13 protein-coding genes are annotated in these 14,739 nt (G+C 62.9%); 8 read left to right on the forward strand and 5 right to left on the reverse strand.

Features of this window, described 5'->3' with window-relative positions:
* The first annotated feature begins 66 nt into the window (after window positions 1-66).
* From CFE42_RS16115 to CFE42_RS16130, 4 genes are read left to right on the forward strand one after another with little or no spacing between them, the layout of a single operon-like run.
* Window positions 67-936, forward strand: a complete 870-nt coding sequence (locus CFE42_RS16115) for a branched-chain amino acid ABC transporter permease (RefSeq protein ID WP_004631127.1) — start codon at window positions 67-69, stop codon at window positions 934-936.
* On the forward strand, window positions 933-1,967 hold the full coding sequence (locus tag CFE42_RS16120) for a branched-chain amino acid ABC transporter permease (protein WP_004631125.1): 1,035 nt from the start codon (window positions 933-935) through the stop codon (window positions 1,965-1,967). The genes CFE42_RS16115 and CFE42_RS16120 overlap by 4 nt, the downstream gene beginning before the upstream one ends.
* Window positions 1,964-2,737 carry an ABC transporter ATP-binding protein gene (locus CFE42_RS16125; protein ID WP_004631123.1) on the forward strand — a complete coding sequence of 258 codons (774 nt, stop codon included), beginning with the start codon at window positions 1,964-1,966 and terminating at the stop codon, window positions 2,735-2,737. Before CFE42_RS16120 ends, CFE42_RS16125 begins: the two co-directional genes overlap by 4 nt.
* On the forward strand, window positions 2,730-3,431 hold the full coding sequence (locus CFE42_RS16130) for an ABC transporter ATP-binding protein (RefSeq protein ID WP_004631121.1): 702 nt from the start codon (window positions 2,730-2,732) through the stop codon (window positions 3,429-3,431). Before CFE42_RS16125 ends, CFE42_RS16130 begins: the two co-directional genes overlap by 8 nt.
* Before the next feature lie 3 nt (window positions 3,432-3,434).
* Here CFE42_RS16130 and CFE42_RS16135 read toward each other — a convergent pair whose 3' ends face one another.
* Together CFE42_RS16135 and CFE42_RS16140 are read right to left on the reverse strand one after the other, a co-directional pair.
* Window positions 3,435-4,601, reverse strand: coding sequence for an ABC transporter substrate-binding protein (locus tag CFE42_RS16135; RefSeq protein ID WP_004631120.1), 1,167 nt, complete (start codon window positions 4,599-4,601; stop codon window positions 3,435-3,437).
* Window positions 4,602-4,738: 137 nt separating this feature from the next.
* Window positions 4,739-5,716, reverse strand: coding sequence for a LysR family transcriptional regulator (locus CFE42_RS16140; RefSeq protein ID WP_004631118.1), 978 nt, complete (start codon window positions 5,714-5,716; stop codon window positions 4,739-4,741).
* Window positions 5,717-5,835: 119 nt separating this feature from the next.
* On the opposite strand from CFE42_RS16140, the gene pobA reads away from it, so the two are divergent.
* Window positions 5,836-7,062, forward strand: a complete 1,227-nt coding sequence (gene pobA / locus CFE42_RS16145) for a 4-hydroxybenzoate 3-monooxygenase (RefSeq protein WP_004631116.1) — start codon at window positions 5,836-5,838, stop codon at window positions 7,060-7,062.
* On the opposite strand, the gene CFE42_RS16150 is transcribed toward pobA, so the two are convergent.
* Entirely contained in the window at window positions 7,040-8,149 is a 1,110-nt protein-coding gene (locus tag CFE42_RS16150; protein ID WP_004631114.1) for an endo alpha-1,4 polygalactosaminidase, read from the reverse strand. The genes pobA and CFE42_RS16150 overlap by 23 nt on opposite strands.
* Before the next feature lie 305 nt (window positions 8,150-8,454).
* Between CFE42_RS16150 and CFE42_RS16155 the strand changes: the two genes are divergently transcribed.
* From CFE42_RS16155 to CFE42_RS16165, 3 genes are all read left to right on the forward strand, one after another.
* Window positions 8,455-8,748, forward strand: coding sequence for a hypothetical protein (locus tag CFE42_RS16155; RefSeq protein ID WP_004631110.1), 294 nt, complete (start codon window positions 8,455-8,457; stop codon window positions 8,746-8,748).
* Between the two features lie 347 nt (window positions 8,749-9,095).
* Entirely contained in the window at window positions 9,096-9,314 is a 219-nt protein-coding gene (gene infA, locus CFE42_RS16160) for a translation initiation factor IF-1 (RefSeq protein ID WP_004631109.1), read from the forward strand.
* A 471-nt stretch (window positions 9,315-9,785) separates the two neighbouring features.
* Window positions 9,786-10,781: a hypothetical protein gene (locus tag CFE42_RS16165; RefSeq protein WP_009277459.1), complete on the forward strand. Its 996-nt coding sequence runs from the start codon at window positions 9,786-9,788 to the stop codon at window positions 10,779-10,781.
* A gap of 131 nt (window positions 10,782-10,912) precedes the next feature.
* Here CFE42_RS16165 and galU read toward each other — a convergent pair whose 3' ends face one another.
* Complete coding sequence (gene galU, locus CFE42_RS16170; protein ID WP_004631106.1) at window positions 10,913-11,785, reverse strand: UTP--glucose-1-phosphate uridylyltransferase GalU; 873 nt, start codon at window positions 11,783-11,785, stop codon at window positions 10,913-10,915.
* A 33-nt stretch (window positions 11,786-11,818) separates the two neighbouring features.
* A complete protein-coding gene (locus CFE42_RS16175) occupies window positions 11,819-14,695 on the reverse strand; it encodes a valine--tRNA ligase (protein ID WP_004631104.1) in 2,877 nt (958 codons plus the stop codon).
* Window positions 14,696-14,739: the final 44 nt, after the last annotated feature.

Genomic DNA, 14,739 nt, shown 5'->3' on the forward strand with positions numbered 1-14,739 from the left:
GGGAGACGCCACGCAACACACCGGGCAAACCGGCCGCCGAGCTGGAAAAACCCAAGGAGGAGACCCATGCTCAGCGCATTGGGTGTGTTGTTCGACGGGCTGGCCTACGGCAGCCTGCTGTTCCTGATCAGCATCGGCCTGTCGGTCACGATGGGCCTGATGAACTTCATCAACCTTGCGCACGGGGCGTTCGCCATGGCGGGCGGCTATGTGTGCGTGGTGCTGATGAACCGCCTCGGCGTGCCGTTTCTGGCGACGCTGCCCATCGCTTTCGTGGTCACCGCAATCATCGGCTTTGTGCTCGAATGCACGCTGTACCGGCGGCTCTATCGCGCGAGCCCGCTCGATCAGGTGCTGTTCTCCATTGCGCTCGTTTTCATGGCGATGGCGGGTGCGACCTACGTGTGGGGGCCGTCGCAGCAACCCGTTGAGCTGCCGGAGATGCTGCGTGGGCAATGGCCAGTGTTTGACAGTGGATTGGAAGTCGGGCGCTATCGCCTGTTCCTGATCGGGGTGGTGATTGCGCTGACGGCGCTGCTGGCATGGCTGATTGAGCGCACACGCTTTGGAGCGCAGGTGCGCGCGTCGGTGGATAACCAGCAGGCATCCGCAGGGCTGGGCATCAACGTAAGCCTGGTGTTCTCCGTAACGTTCGCGCTGGGTTCGGGGCTGGCAGGGCTGGGCGGGGGATTGGGCATCGATGTGCTCGGGCTCGATCCAGCCTTCCCGATCAAATACATGGTGTATTTCCTGCTGGTGGTGGCCGTCGGCGGTGCGGGTTCCATCAAGGGCACATTGCTGGCAGCGCTCGTGCTAGGCGTGTTCGACGTGGCGGGCAAGTACTACGTGCCGGACGTGGGCGCGTTCGTCATCTATGGGTTGATGGTCGTGCTGCTCGTGCTCTTCCCGGGCGGTTTGCTGGGGAGGCGCGCATGAGCGGGCTGCAGCAATTGAGGCGGTCTGCACGGCCTGTTGAGGGCTCTGCGGCGCATGGGTTGCCGCAAGCGCGTTGGTCGCCGTTTGAGATCGCGTTCTGGTGCGTGCCGATCGCGGTGTTCTTTCTTCTTCCCGATTACCTCGTCTTCGGCAGCCAGGTGTTGATCGTCGGGCTGTTTGCGTTGTCGCTCGACCTGGTGCTCGGCTATGCGGGCATCGTGTCGCTCGGACATGCAGGCTTCTTCGGGCTTGGCGCCTATACCGCCGGACTGCTCGCGGCACATGGCTGGGGTGAACCGCTCACCGGTCTGGCCGCGGGCGCTGTCGTCGCTGCGCTGGCCGGCTTCTGTGTGAGCTTTCTCGTCGTGCGCGGGCAGGATCTGACACGACTGATGGTCACGCTCGGCATCGGTCTGATGCTGTATGAGGCGGCCAACAAGATGGCGTTTCTCACGGGCGGTGTGGACGGCCTTTCCGGTGTGGCGATGCGCAACCTGCTCGGCACATTTGAGTTCGATCTGGAGGGGCGCACGGCTTACTTCTATAACTTGGTCGTGCTGTTTCTGGTGTTTGTGGGGTTGCGTCGCCTGGTGCGCTCGCCGTTTGGGTTGTCGCTGCGCGGCATTCAGCAGGGGCCGAAGCGCATGCCGGCTATCGGCGCGAATGTTCGCATGCGGCTGGTGGCCGCGTTCACCGTCAGCGCAGCGATTGCCGGTGTCGCAGGCGGGCTGCTCGCGCAGACCACGCAATTTGTCGGTCTGGATTCGCTGGGCTTCTCGCGCTCGGCAGAGTTGCTGATCATGCTCGTGCTGGGCGGTGCAGGCCGGTTGTACGGCGCGTTGATTGGCGCAGCGGTGTTCATGATTGCGCAGGACGTGTTGGCCGGCATCAATCCCGTCTACTGGCAGTTCTGGATCGGCCTGCTGCTGATGGCGATCGTGTTGTTTGCGCGGGGCGGCATTCTCGGTGGGCTGGAAACTGCGGTGTCTGCGGTCAGGGCGCGGCGCGCTCGCAAGGGAGGTGCTTCATGACTGCGCCCACGATCCATCCTCCGCCCACATTGAGCACGCGTGGCCTGTCCAGGCGCTGGGGCGGCTTTCACGCCAATTCCGATATCTCGCTGTCTTTTGCGCCCGGCGCGCGCCACGCGCTGATCGGGCCGAACGGCGCGGGCAAGACCACCTTCATCAATCTGCTCACCGGCACGCTCGCACCCACTGCGGGCCAAGTGCTGCTGGATGATGAAGACATCACCCGCCTGCCCGCACACCAGCGCGTCAAGCGCGGCATCACGCGCACTTTCCAGATCAACACGTTGTTTCCGGGATTGACGGTGCTGGAATCGGTGATGCTCGCCATCTTCGAGCGCACGGGCGCGTCGTGGCATTGGCATCGCACCGTTGCATCGCATAAGGACGCCCGCGACGAAGCGATGGCATTGCTATGCCGCTTGCAACTCGGTGCCGACGCGCTGGCGCCCACGCATGCGTTGCCTTACGGCAAACAGCGCCTGGTGGAGATCGCCCTGGCGCTCGCGACGCACCCACGCATCCTGCTTCTCGACGAGCCTGCCGCCGGTATCCCGAGCAGAGAAAGCACCGAACTGTTCGAGGTCATCGCCAGCCTGCCGCGCGACATCACGATCCTCTTCATCGAGCACGACATGAACCTTGTCTTCCGCTTTGCCGAGCGGATCACCGTGCTGCTGGCCGGCCGCGTGCTGACTGAAGGCACGCCGCAGGAGATCGCGGCCGACCCGCGTGTGCGCGAGGTCTACCTCGGGGAGGTTGAGCATGCGTGAACTGTTGTCGCTCGAAAATGTGACCGCCGGCTACGGCAATGCTGTCGTGCTGGACGATGTGTCGTTCGCGCTCGAAGCAGGCGGCAGCCTTGCGCTGCTGGGCCGCAATGGTGTCGGCAAGACCACGCTGCTCGCCACGCTGATGGGCTTCACGCGCCTGCACGGCGGGCGTATCCGCTGGCTGGGCGCGGATATCGCCAAGATGCCGCCACACCGGCGTGCCCGCGCAGGGCTCGGCTGGGTGCCGCAGGAGCGGTGGATGTTTCCGTCGCTGACGGTGGAAGAGCATCTGACAGCCGTGGCGCGACCCGGGGCCTGGGATGTGGCGCGCGTCTACAAGACGTTTCCGCGCCTTCAAGAGCGGCGCCGCAATCTCGGCAATCAGCTCTCAGGCGGCGAGCAGCAGATGGTCGCCATCGCTCGCGCGCTGATGACGAATCCCGCACTGCTGCTGTTGGATGAACCGATGGAAGGCCTCGCACCGATCATCGTGCAGGAGCTTGGCCGCGCTATCCGCGCGCTCGTTGAGGAGGGGGGTATGGCGGTGATCCTGGTGGAGCAGCATGCGCGTCTGGCGCTGCAGCTCACGCAGCGTGCGCTGGTGCTCGATCGAGGCCGCGTCGTGCACGCATCAGCCAGCGCCGATCTGCTGGCCGATGCGCCGTTACTGCAACGGCTCGTGGCTGTTGCGTAGTGCTTACTTGCCGGGATCCTTCACGTCGGCAAACTTGTCGAACTCGACGTTGTACAGCTCGTTGCCGACCTTTTCCACCTTGCGGATGTAGACCGTTTGCACCACATCACGCGTGGCCGGGTCGATGGTGATCGGCCCGCGCGGGCTGTCGATCTTCATGCCCTTGAAGGCGGCCATGGCCTTCTCCCCGTCGATCTTGCCGCCGAGCTTGTTGATCACGTTGTAGATCGCGCCGATGCCGTCATACGCGGCCACTGCCATGAAGTTCGGGCGGCCCGCGCCCGGATTGGCCTCCGCAAAGGCTTTCAGGAAGGTCTTGTTCTGCGGCGAGTCGTGCGCGGCGGAGTAATGGAACGAGGTGATGACACCCAGCGTCGCGTCGCCCATGGCCGGGAGCACGTGGTCGTCGGTCAGGTCGCCCGTTGCGATGACCTTGATGCCGGCCTGCGCCAATCCGCGCTCGCGGAAACCCTTCATGAATGCCACGCCTTGCTCGCCGGCCGGCAGGAAGACGAACACGGCTTGCGGCTTGGCATCTTTCACGCGTTGGATGAACGGCGCGAATTCAGGATTGCGCAGTGGCACGCGCACGGCTTCCACGACCTGGCCCCCGCCGGCGGTGAACGTTTGTTTGAATGCGTTCTCCGCATCGATGCCGGGCGCGTAATCGGCAACCACAGTAGCCACCTGCTTGATGCCGTTCTTCAAAGCCCACGAGGCGATCGGTGTGGAGATCTGCGGCAGCGTCATCGACACACGCGTCACATAGTCCGACTTGGTGGTGATCGACGACGATGCGGCATTGAAGATCACCATCGGTTTTTTGGCTTGCTGCGCGATGGGCGCCACCGCCAGTGCTTCCGGCGTGAGGCCAAAGCCCGCAAGGAAATCCACCTTGTCGCGTACCACCAGCTCCTGCGCAAGGCGCTTGGCGACGTCCGGCACGGGGCCAGTCGTGTCCTTCACGATAATCTGCACCTGCCGCCCACCGGCGGTCGTGCCGTGCAGCCTCTGATACGCCTTGATGCCGTCTTCCATCTGCTTGCCATAGTCGGCAAAGGGGCCGGAGAAGGGGGCGATCAGGCCAATCTTGATCGGCTCGTCCGCAAAGGCGGGCAGGCCGGTCATCAGCGTACCGGCAACGACAGTCAGCAGCACACGACGTCTCATGAAGGTCTCCAAAGGTTGATCGGCAAGCGTGAGCCGAAAAAACACAGTGGCGTCGCCTGCGCGTGCCGACGATCCTAAAGGCTCTGTGTTCGCATTGCAATCGAGTGTTCGGATTGTGAACACTTAAGCCGGGTCGGTTACTTCGTGTTCTTGCGTTTGGCGGGCCGATGGTCGGGCTCGCGCCATTCATCCGCCTCGTCGTTGAACAACGACGACACCAGCGCGCGAAACCACTGGCTGCGTGTGTCGTTATGGAACTTGCGATGCCAGTGTTGCTTGAGATCGAAGCTCGGCAGCTCCAGCGGCGGCTCCATCACGCAGATGTTGGCGTGCGATTGCATGAACGACAGGCCCACCGCGTGCGGCACCGTCGCAATCAAGTCCGTGCGCGCCAGGATGAACGGGATGCTCATGAAATGCGGTGTGAGCAGCGACGGCTTACGGCGGATGCGCTTGCGTTCAAGAAAGCGCTCATACAGTTCCTGACTGCGCCCCTCCGCGCGCACCACAGCGTGCCCGTATTCCAGAAACTGCGCCATCGATAGCTTCGTGTTGCCACCGCGCGTGACGGGATGATCGGCGCGCACGATGCATATGAAGTAGTGCGTAAACAGCCGCTGCTGGAAGAAGTTGTTCTTCTTCAGGTCGGGGAAGTAACCAACAGCCAGGTCGAGCGAACCGGTCTCCAGCGCGCGCTCGATCTGCGCGGGCGGCAGCGACACGGACTGCACCGACGCCCGTGGCGCGTGCCGAGCCATCGCCTCGACAATGCGCGGCAAGAACACCATCTCTCCCACGTCCGACAACGAGATCGAGAACGTGTGGGTGGTTGTGGCCGGATCGAACGCGCCAGTTTCCAGAATGCCCTGCTGCACACGCGCCAAGACATCGCGCGCCGCAGGAATGAGCGCCAGCGCCCGCGGCGTCGGCTCCATGCCGCGTGAGGTCCGGACGAACAGCGGGTCGTCAAACGCAGCGCGCAGCTTGCCCAGCGCTGTGCTCACGCCTGGCTGGCTCATGCCGAGTTGTTGGGCCGCCATGCTCACGCTGCGCGCGTCATGCAGCGCCAGCAGGATTGGCAACAGGTTCAGATCGAAGTTGGGCAGGGTGGACATGGCAATCGCACTATCTGAATCGGCGATAAAGTTTATCGCCAATATTTCATTGTGCGATATCAAGATGCACGCCAACAATGGTTGCCAGAACGATTCCAATCCATCCGGAGACAACCACCATGCGCACCCAGATCGCCATCATTGGCGCGGGCCCGGCAGGCCTGCTGCTCGGGCAGCTTCTGCACCGCAACGGCATCGACGCCGTCATCCTCGAAACCAGGAGCCGCGCGTACGTTGAAGAGCGCATCCGCGCCGGCGTTCTGGAGCAAGGCACGGTCGACGTGCTCAACGAAGCGGGCGTGGGCGAGCGCATGCGGCGCGAGGGGCTCGTGCACCACGGTATCGACCTGCTGTTCGGTGGCAAGCGCCATCGCATCGACCTGACGGCGATGTCGGGCGGCCGCTCGATCACGGTCTATGGGCAGCACGAGGTGGTGAAGGATCTGATTGCCGCACGTGTGGAGCAAGGCGCGCCGCTGTTGTTCGATGTGAGCGAGGTGTCGGTGCACGATATTGAGTCGGCCACGCCTTCGGTGCAGTTCGTCCACGAGGGTGTTCCGCAGACATTGCAATGCGATTACATCGCCGGCTGCGACGGCTTTCACGGCATCTGCCGGCAGGCGATTCCGGCACAGCGGCAAGCGGTGTTCGAGCGCGTCTATCCGTTTGCCTGGCTTGGCATCCTGGCGCAAGCCGAGCCGGCGGCGGAAGAGCTGATCTACGCAAACCATGATCGCGGCTTTGCGCTGTTCAGCATGCGCTCACCCAAGATCACGCGGCTTTACCTTCAGTGCAAGCCGGATGAGAACCTCGCCGAATGGTCCGATGCACGCATCTGGGATGAACTCCACACGCGCCTGGAGAACAACGACGGCTGGCACCTGAAGGAAGGCCCCATCCTGCAGAAGAGCGTCACGCCGATGCGCAGCTTTGTCTGCGAGACGATGCAGTACGGGCGCCTGTTCTTGGCGGGGGACGCCGCGCACATCGTGCCGCCCACTGGCGCCAAAGGCATGAACCTTGCCGTCGCCGACGTGCGCGTGCTGGCTCAGGCACTGACTGCACGCTACAAGCAGAGCGACACTGCCCCGCTCGCAAGTTACTCCGAACGCTGCTTGCAACGCGTCTGGCGCGCCGAGCATTTCTCGTGGTGGATGACGTCGATGCTCCATCGTTTTGACGACCACACGCCGTTCATGCAAAAGCTGCAGCGCGCTGAGCTGGACTACGTGACCGGCTCCCCGGCCGGCGCGCGCGTGCTGGCCGAAAACTACGTCGGCCTGCCGTTTGCCGACGCTCCCGCCGGCGCGTCGTTGAGCCTCGTCAGTAATTCCAGGGCGGCGTAGTGGTCGGCTTGGACAGCGCAATGCGTGAGACCAGCGGGTGGAAGCCTTGCCCGCGCGACGCCGTGTAGACCTTCTGCGCGTTGGCGGTCTGCAACGCATAGTCGATCGTAAAGACAGGCACGTTGCCGGCGCAGTATTTCTGCAACTGGTCGATGGTCCATTGCGTTTCATCGGCACTCGCTGCCCTGTCGCCCCCGGAGGCGCTGCCCCACGCGGCGCCCGAACTGCCGCCAAACCATGTGTCTTCCTGCGAGATGCCATCGATCGTTGCGAGCAGCACTGATCCACCACCGTCGTCAATCAACGAGGATGCGTTCTGCTGGATCACCGCAAACTGCGGGTTGATGGCGCGACCCGCCGCACGGATCTTGGTGATGAAATCGACCATGGCCTGTGCCGGATCGATGCCTGCCGCCTGGGCTGCGGCCGCCACCGAAGGCTCGGCATACGCCTCGACCCAATCCAGATAGACGCCATCGAATCCTTCGCGCGCCAGTTGTGCGACGGCGCCGTTCGGCCCGAGCCACAGCGCTTGCCAGCGCGGGTCCCAGAACGCGACAGGGTAGTCGCCGGCCCAGCCATCGGGGTCGGCCTTGATGATGAAGTCTGGCGTGCCGGGTCCGTTAGCCGTGGGCGCCTTCCAGCTTGACGTCCAATAGGTGCGGAAGTCTTCGGCTTCGCCAATGTCGATGTAGGCGAGCACTTTGCGCGCGGAGCCGTCAGGCTTGGTGCGCAGCTGCGCCACCATGTCGACGATGTTGAAGTTCTCCAGTCCTTTGACGGTGTTGTTGGCTTCGATCACCAGCATGTCGTATGGCTGCGCGTCAAGTGCATCGATCTGCGCGCTGGTGGTCATGCCCTGCAGCTGATACATCCACGTCTGCACGCCTGCCAGTGGCGAGGAGCCGTTGATTCCGCAAGCAGGTGTGGTGGTTGAGGTGGTTGCAGCCTCGGTTTTTGACCCGGTATTCGCTGTGTTGGGAGCAGCCCCGGTTTGCGGGCTCAACGACGAACCACCGTCGCCGCCACCGCAGGCACCCAGCATCAGCCCGGCACACACCAGGGCAATCGGAGAGATCAGGCGCATTGTCATCTTGAGAGGGGTAGGTGAGGAGTGCCTTGATCAGACGGAGCGCATCCGTTTGGATGCCACGGCAAGCACCAAACCAAGCTAGCACAATCGGATTACGCCGACATTGCCGTGAAATGGCGACGTTATGAAACTTCTTTAGACCAGCGTTCGTGATCGCTCCGAAGGCTTTGCTTTGGGTGATCGGCATGCGCATGTGGTGCCGTGCCCGAAGTCAAACGTTGCCGTCGCTTTCATCGCCATGCAAAACGCACGGGTGTATAGTCAGACAGCACTCGACGTTCAAGAAGGGGGCATTTCAGATGGACACTTCGCCGGCGGGCCAATACAAAGGCTTCGACATTTATCCGTTGGCTTTCCAACATGAACGCACGGCACGCTGGCCCGAGGCCAGGGAAGATCGCAGCTACAACGCAGCCGTGATGATCTGTCGGGCGGGGGAGTCGCCCGAACCCGGCCAGACCCAGGTCTTCCGCCTCTCCGGGGACCGGCAATTCAGCAATGTGGGTGCTGCGCGCATTGCAGCGCTGCGCTTTGCTGAGAGCATCATCGATGGCGACGTTCCTGAACTGTCGCTTCCTGCCGACGGCGCCTGAAACTGCGGAACCCGCCCGTGATAGAATAGCGGGCGAATCCGGCTCGCCGCCGCGCCAATCATGGCCGGTGGCGGCTGAGTCCAGCACCGGGGAATACCCCGCGCCGAGTCGGGCGGCGCGCATCTGCGACCGCCACCCATCCTCGCTCTCGCTTGCACGAAACGGCGCGCGCCATTGGCGGGCGCGATTTGTGTTCCGTGCAGCTCGGTACCCCCCAAGCCCGCTGTCCGGGCAGATGATCGCGGCGTACCGCTGCATGCCCTTCGAGGCGTGTGGCATGGTTCGGGTGGGTCATCACATCATTGCAACCATCGGCGCAGCCGCGTGCTGCATACAAAGGAACGAGTTTGGCCAAGGAAGAACTGATTGAATTTGAAGGGGTGGTGTCTGAAGCACTACCCGACAATCGTTTTCGCGTGCAGTTGGAAAACGGCGTGGAAATCTGGGCTTACGCATCGGGCAAGATGCAGAAGCACCGCATCCGTATTCTCGCGGGCGACCGCGTGAAGCTGGAAATGTCGCCGTACGACCTCACGAAGGGTCGCATCAACTACCGGCACAAGTAAAAACGGCTGTGCCGCCAAGACGTCCACCCCGTGGGCGTTTCGAAGAAACCGCGTGTCTGCTCGACCCGCGGTTTTTTTATTATTGTTGCGTAAGCAGCGTTAAATTTCGTTGATCTCCAGACAACATCCGGTATCATGCCGCTTGGCTGTCAACGGGGGGAACACAGTTGGCAGCCAGCTGAAGTGCAGGGCTTGTCGCATTTTTCAAGCCGCGTGCTGCCCTCGGGTGAGCGCGCGCCAGCTGTACCAGTCCATCAATAAGCGCACGGCCGCTGATCGATCCATCGACTCCGCAGGACCTCTAATCGCGCATCCATTCGCCGACCGGGGCGTCATCTGACGCTCGCACCCGTTCGGTGTTCAGTGTGTCACAAGAGTCACACCACATCGGGATACCGCACAGGTAGGACGGCGCTTGTCCATCGAAGTACTGGGCGTAACGTTTTGCGTCCGAGGGAATAGAAAACCACAATGTTGGAAACCAAAAAAGCAGCACAGAGGGCGGCGCGCATGAGCCTGCGCGCTTTGGTGGGTCTGACGGCGGCAACGATGCTGACAGGCCTGGGAATACAAACCGCCTCGGCGCAGGCCACGCGCCCGAAGGCACCTATCTACGGCGTCACGGTTGATGACGTCAGCAACATCAACGCGATCGTGGCATCGCTTACGCACCTGCCGTACAAGCCTACCGTGCGCGTGGTCTTTGACCCGGGTACGACGGCTGCGCAGTACTACCCGGCACTCGTCAAGCTTCATGCTGTCGCCTACGTGATGGGCGAGATCATGGACTCGTACTATTTCCCGAGCGATCTGCAGACGTACACCGACCGTACCAATGAGCTGGTGGGCACGCTGAAGAACGTGGTGGACGTGTGGGAGATCGCTAACGAGATCAATGGGGAGTGGCTGCGCACGGACCCGACCGGCCCGAATTCGGTGGCCGCGAGTGAGGAGCAGGACATCGGCAACATGGTGGCGGCGGCGCATGACATCGTCAAAGCTGCGGGCGGCCTGACTGCTGTCACGATGTACTACAACGACGACGGCAAGGGCACCAACTGCTACGAGCTGCCGATGGACTCGTGGCGTACCTGGGCACAGTCGTATCTGCCCGCACGTGTGCGCCAGGGTGCGGACTACGCACTGTTCAGCTACTACCCTTACCAAGACTGCCCCGGTTTGAACCCGACGTGGGCAAACGATTTCAAGTTGCTCGAAAGCATCTTCCCGGTCGCGAAGGTGGGCTTTGGTGAGATCGGTACGTCCAGCACTTCGGCTCCGGCCTCGGTGCAGCAGAACCTGCTCAAGTCGTACTACCCGATGGGTACCACCACGATGGCAGCGGATCGGCGCTTCATCGGTGGTTACTTCTGGTGGAACTACGCTGAGCAGATGCTGCCGTACAGCACCAGTTCATACTGGAGCCTGCTGAACAACACCATCAAGCCGCTGGCAGCTCCGCAATAAGAAGAGGCTGCAGCCTCTCCTTGCAAAAGGGTAGGACTCCGAGCCGGACGGACGAGACACGATCCGGCAACAAAAAACCCGCGTCAGCTCATGCTGCGCGGGTTTTTTCCATGGCGTCGTGCGTGTTAGGCTCAGCCGCGTGCAGCCAGATAGGCACGGAATTCGTCAGCAACTTCCTTGTGCTTGAGCGCCAGTTCCACCGTTGCCTTCAGGTACCCCAGCTTGCTACCGCAGTCGTAGCGCACGCCCTTGTAACGATAGGCCAGCACCTGCTCGGCCGACAGCAGCGACTGGATGGCATCCGTCAGCTGCAACTCGCCGCCGGCGCCCGGCTTGAGGTTGCGGATGTGTTCGAAAATGCGCGGCGTGAGGATGTAGCGGCCGACCACGCCGAGGTTGGACGGCGCATTTTCCGGTGCCGGCTTCTCGACGATAGCTGACATCTTGATCACGCTGCCGTCTTCTTCCCACGGGCGGCCATCGACCACGCCGTACGAGCGGCTCTGCACGGGGTCGATTTCTTCCACGCCGATCACCGAGCAGTTGTAGTGGTCGTACAGGTCGACCATCTGCTTCATGACGGGCGGGTCGCCGTCCAGCAAGTCGTCCGCCAGGATGACCGCGAAGGGCGCATCGCCGACGAGCTTTTCGGCGCATTGCACTGCGTGGCCCAGGCCCAGCGCTTCAGGCTGGCGCACGTAGAAGCAATCCACATGCGACGGCTTGATCGAGCGCACGACTTCGAGCAGCGCGGTCTTCTGCTTGGCTTCGAGTTCCGCTTCGAGTTCGTAGGCCTTGTCGAAGTGGTCTTCAATTGCGCGCTTGCTGCGGCCGGTCACGAAGATCATCTCGGTGATGCCGGCGGCCATGGCTTCTTCCACGGCGTACTGGATCAGCGGCTTGTCCACGACCGGCAGCATTTCTTTCGGGCTGGCCTTGGTGGCCGGCAGGAATCGTGTGCCGAGCCCCGCGACGGGGAAAACGGCTTTGGTGACGCGTTGCATCGTGGTTTCCTTGATATCGGTTGTTCAGGGCGCTCAGGCTGCCTGTACCGGCAGCCGTGCGATCTGGGCTTCCAGCTTGGCCAGCGTGGCTTTGAAATCGGCCACACGCTTTTGTTCCTGTTCCACCACGGCGGCCGGCGCGCGGGCGACGAACGATTCGTTACCGAGCTTGGCTTCGCACTTTGTGATCTCGCCGCGCAAGCGGTCGATTTCCTTCGACAGGCGCGCATGCTCGGCAGCCACGTCGATCTCGATCTTCAGCAGCAGCTTGTTCTCGCCGACGATGGCGACCGGTGCACCGGCGCCGTCCTGCTCCATGGCGGCAGCGTCCGTGTAGACCTTCACTTCGGACAGCTTGCCCAGCGCTTGCACGTACGGCGCCGCCACCTGCAGGAACTCGGCTTCGCCATTGGCGTACAGCGGCACACGTTGCGCAGGGGAGATGTTCATCTCGCCGCGAAGGTTGCGGCAGGCGTCTACCAGTGCCTTTAGCTGCTGCACCCACTGCTCGGCCTGCTCGTCGATCTTGGATAGCGCGGCGCGCGGGTATTCCTGCAGCGCGAGGCTTTCGGTGCCGTCGCCCTTGGCGCGGCCCGCCATTGGCGCAACCTTCTGCCAGAGTTCTTCGGTAATGAACGGAATGATCGGATGCGCCAGGCGCAGCACGGTTTCCAGCACGCGCAGCAGGGTACGGCGCGTCGCGCGTTGCTGGGCCGGCGTGCCGGTCTGGATCTGCACTTTCGCCAGTTCCAGGTACCAGTCGCAGTATTCGTCCCAGACGAACTTGTAGATGGCGTTGGCGATGTTGTCGAAGCGGTAGTCGGCAAAGCCTTTCTCCACTTCGGTTTCCACGCGCTGCAGCAGCGAGACGATCCAGCGGTCAGCCTGCGAGAAGTGCAGCGCGCCTTCGGGGCCGCAATCACCGACGCATTCCTGCATGCCGCAGTCCTGGCCTTCGGTGTTCATCAGCACGAAGCGCGTGGCGTTCCACAGCTTGTTGCAGAAGTTGCGGTAACCCTCGCAGCGGCCCGGGTCAAAGTTGATGCTGCGGCCCAGCGTGGCGAGCGACGCGAAGGTGAAGCGCAACGCGTCGGCGCCGAATGCGGGAATGCCGTCGGGAAATTCCTTGCGCGTGCGCTTTTCGACCTTGGGCGCATCCTTTGGGCGGCGCAGGCCGGTGGTGCGCTTGGCCAGCAGCGGCTCCAGCGCGATACCGTCGATCAGGTCCACCGGGTCGAGCGTGTTGCCCTCGGACTTGCTCATCTTCTTGCCTTCCGAATCGCGCACGAGGCCATGCACATAGACGGTGTGGAAGGGCACTTCGCCGGTGAAATGCAGGGTCATCATGACCATGCGCGCCACCCAGAAGAAGATGATGTCGTAGCCCGTCACCAGCACGGTGGAGGGCAGGAAGTGCTTCAGTTCCGGCGTATCGGCCGGCCAGCCTAGCGACGAGAACGGCACCAGCGCAGACGAGAACCACGTATCCAGCACGTCGTCGTCACGCGTGAGCGCGCCGGTACACCCCTTGGCGGCAGCCTGCGCTTTGGCTTCTTCTTCCGTGCGCCCCACGTACACATTGCCGGCTTCGTCGTACCACGCCGGAATCTGGTGGCCCCACCACAGTTGGCGCGAGATACACCAGTCCTGGATGTTGTTCAGCCACTGGTTGTACGTGTTGACCCACTGCTCGGGAACGAGCTTGATCTTGCCGCTCTGCACGGCGTCCAGCGCCACTTCAGCGATGGAGCGGCCCGGGAAGCGCGTGCCTTCCGGTGCCGGCTTGCTCATGGCGACGAACCACTGGTCGGTCAGCATCGGCTCGATCACGACACCGGTCCGGTCACCGCGCGGCACCATCAGCGTGTGTTTCTTGACTTCGGCCAGCAGGCCTTGCGCTTCGAGGTCCTCGACGATCTTTTTACGCGCGTCGAAGCGATCCAGGCCGGCATAGGCGGCGGGAGCATCGGCAACGATCTTCGCGTCGAGCGTCAGGATCGACAACTGCGGCAGCTTGTGGCGCTGGCCGACCGCGTAGTCGTTGAAGTCGTGGCCCGGGGTCACCTTGACCACGCCGGTACCGAACGCGCGGTCGACGTACTCGTCGGCAATCACCGGAATCTTGCGATCGGTCAGCGGCAGGTGGACGAACTTGCCGATGAGGTGGGCGTAACGTTCGTCCTCAGGATGCACCATCACGGCCGTGTCGCCGAGCATCGTTTCCGGACGGGTGGTGGCGACCGTCAGGTGCGTCAGGCCATGCACGGTATCCGGTTCGGCCAGCGGATAGCGGATGTGCCACAGCGAGCCCTCCTCTTCCTCGCTCACCACTTCCAGGTCGGACACTGCGGTGCCCAGCACCGGGTCCCAGTTGACCAGGCGCTTGCCGCGGTAGATCAGGCCTTGCTCGTAGAGACGCACGAACACGTCGCTGACCGCGCGCGACATCTTCGGGTCCATCGTGAAGTATTCTCGCTCCCAGTCGATCGAGGCGCCCATCCGGCGCACCTGGCGCGTGATGGTCGAGCCCGATTGCTCCTTCCATTCCCACACTTTCTCGACGAACTTCTCGCGGCCCATGTCGTGGCGCGATACACCCTGAGCATCCAGTTGGCGCTCGACGACGATCTGGGTGGCGATGCCGGCGTGGTCGGTGCCGGGCACCCAAAGTGTGTTGGCACCGGCCATGCGCGCGTGGCGCGTCAGGCCGTCCATGATGGTCTGGTTGAACGCGTGGCCCATGTGCAGCGTGCCCGTCACGTTCGGCGGCGGGAGCTGGATACAAAAGTCGGGCTTGCCGGCCTCGAGCGTCGCGCGGGAGACGCCCATTGCTTCCCAGGCCGCGCTCCACTTCTGCTCGATGGTGGCGGGTTCGAAACTCTTGGCGAGGGACTGGTTCTGATCGGTCATGCTGACGGGGCGCAATGGGCGCAAAAAGACGTTTGGCCCAGGAA

This window comes from Ralstonia sp. PBBBR1, assembly GCF_002256165.1.
In the GTDB taxonomy this organism is placed as follows: Bacteria; Pseudomonadota; Gammaproteobacteria; order Burkholderiales; family Burkholderiaceae; genus Ralstonia; species Ralstonia thomasii.

Excerpts from the sequence above, each read along its gene's own strand:
- CFE42_RS16115 (WP_004631127.1), top strand. The coding sequence starts at position 67 with ATGCTCAGCGCATTGGGTGTGTTGTTCGACGGGCTGGCCTACGGCAGC.
- CFE42_RS16120 (WP_004631125.1), top strand. The coding sequence starts at position 933 with ATGAGCGGGCTGCAGCAATTGAGGCGGTCTGCACGGCCTGTTGAGGGC.
- CFE42_RS16125 (WP_004631123.1), top strand. The coding sequence starts at position 1,964 with ATGACTGCGCCCACGATCCATCCTCCGCCCACATTGAGCACGCGTGGC.
- CFE42_RS16130 (WP_004631121.1), top strand. The coding sequence starts at position 2,730 with ATGCGTGAACTGTTGTCGCTCGAAAATGTGACCGCCGGCTACGGCAAT.
- CFE42_RS16135 (WP_004631120.1), bottom strand. The coding sequence starts at position 4,601 with ATGAGACGTCGTGTGCTGCTGACTGTCGTTGCCGGTACGCTGATGACC.
- CFE42_RS16140 (WP_004631118.1), bottom strand. The coding sequence starts at position 5,716 with ATGTCCACCCTGCCCAACTTCGATCTGAACCTGTTGCCAATCCTGCTG.
- pobA (WP_004631116.1), top strand. The coding sequence starts at position 5,836 with ATGCGCACCCAGATCGCCATCATTGGCGCGGGCCCGGCAGGCCTGCTG.
- CFE42_RS16150 (WP_004631114.1), bottom strand. The coding sequence starts at position 8,149 with ATGCGCCTGATCTCTCCGATTGCCCTGGTGTGTGCCGGGCTGATGCTG.
- CFE42_RS16155 (WP_004631110.1), top strand. The coding sequence starts at position 8,455 with ATGGACACTTCGCCGGCGGGCCAATACAAAGGCTTCGACATTTATCCG.
- CFE42_RS16165 (WP_009277459.1), top strand. The coding sequence starts at position 9,786 with ATGTTGGAAACCAAAAAAGCAGCACAGAGGGCGGCGCGCATGAGCCTG.
- galU (WP_004631106.1), bottom strand. The coding sequence starts at position 11,785 with ATGCAACGCGTCACCAAAGCCGTTTTCCCCGTCGCGGGGCTCGGCACA.
- CFE42_RS16175 (WP_004631104.1), bottom strand. The coding sequence starts at position 14,695 with ATGACCGATCAGAACCAGTCCCTCGCCAAGAGTTTCGAACCCGCCACC.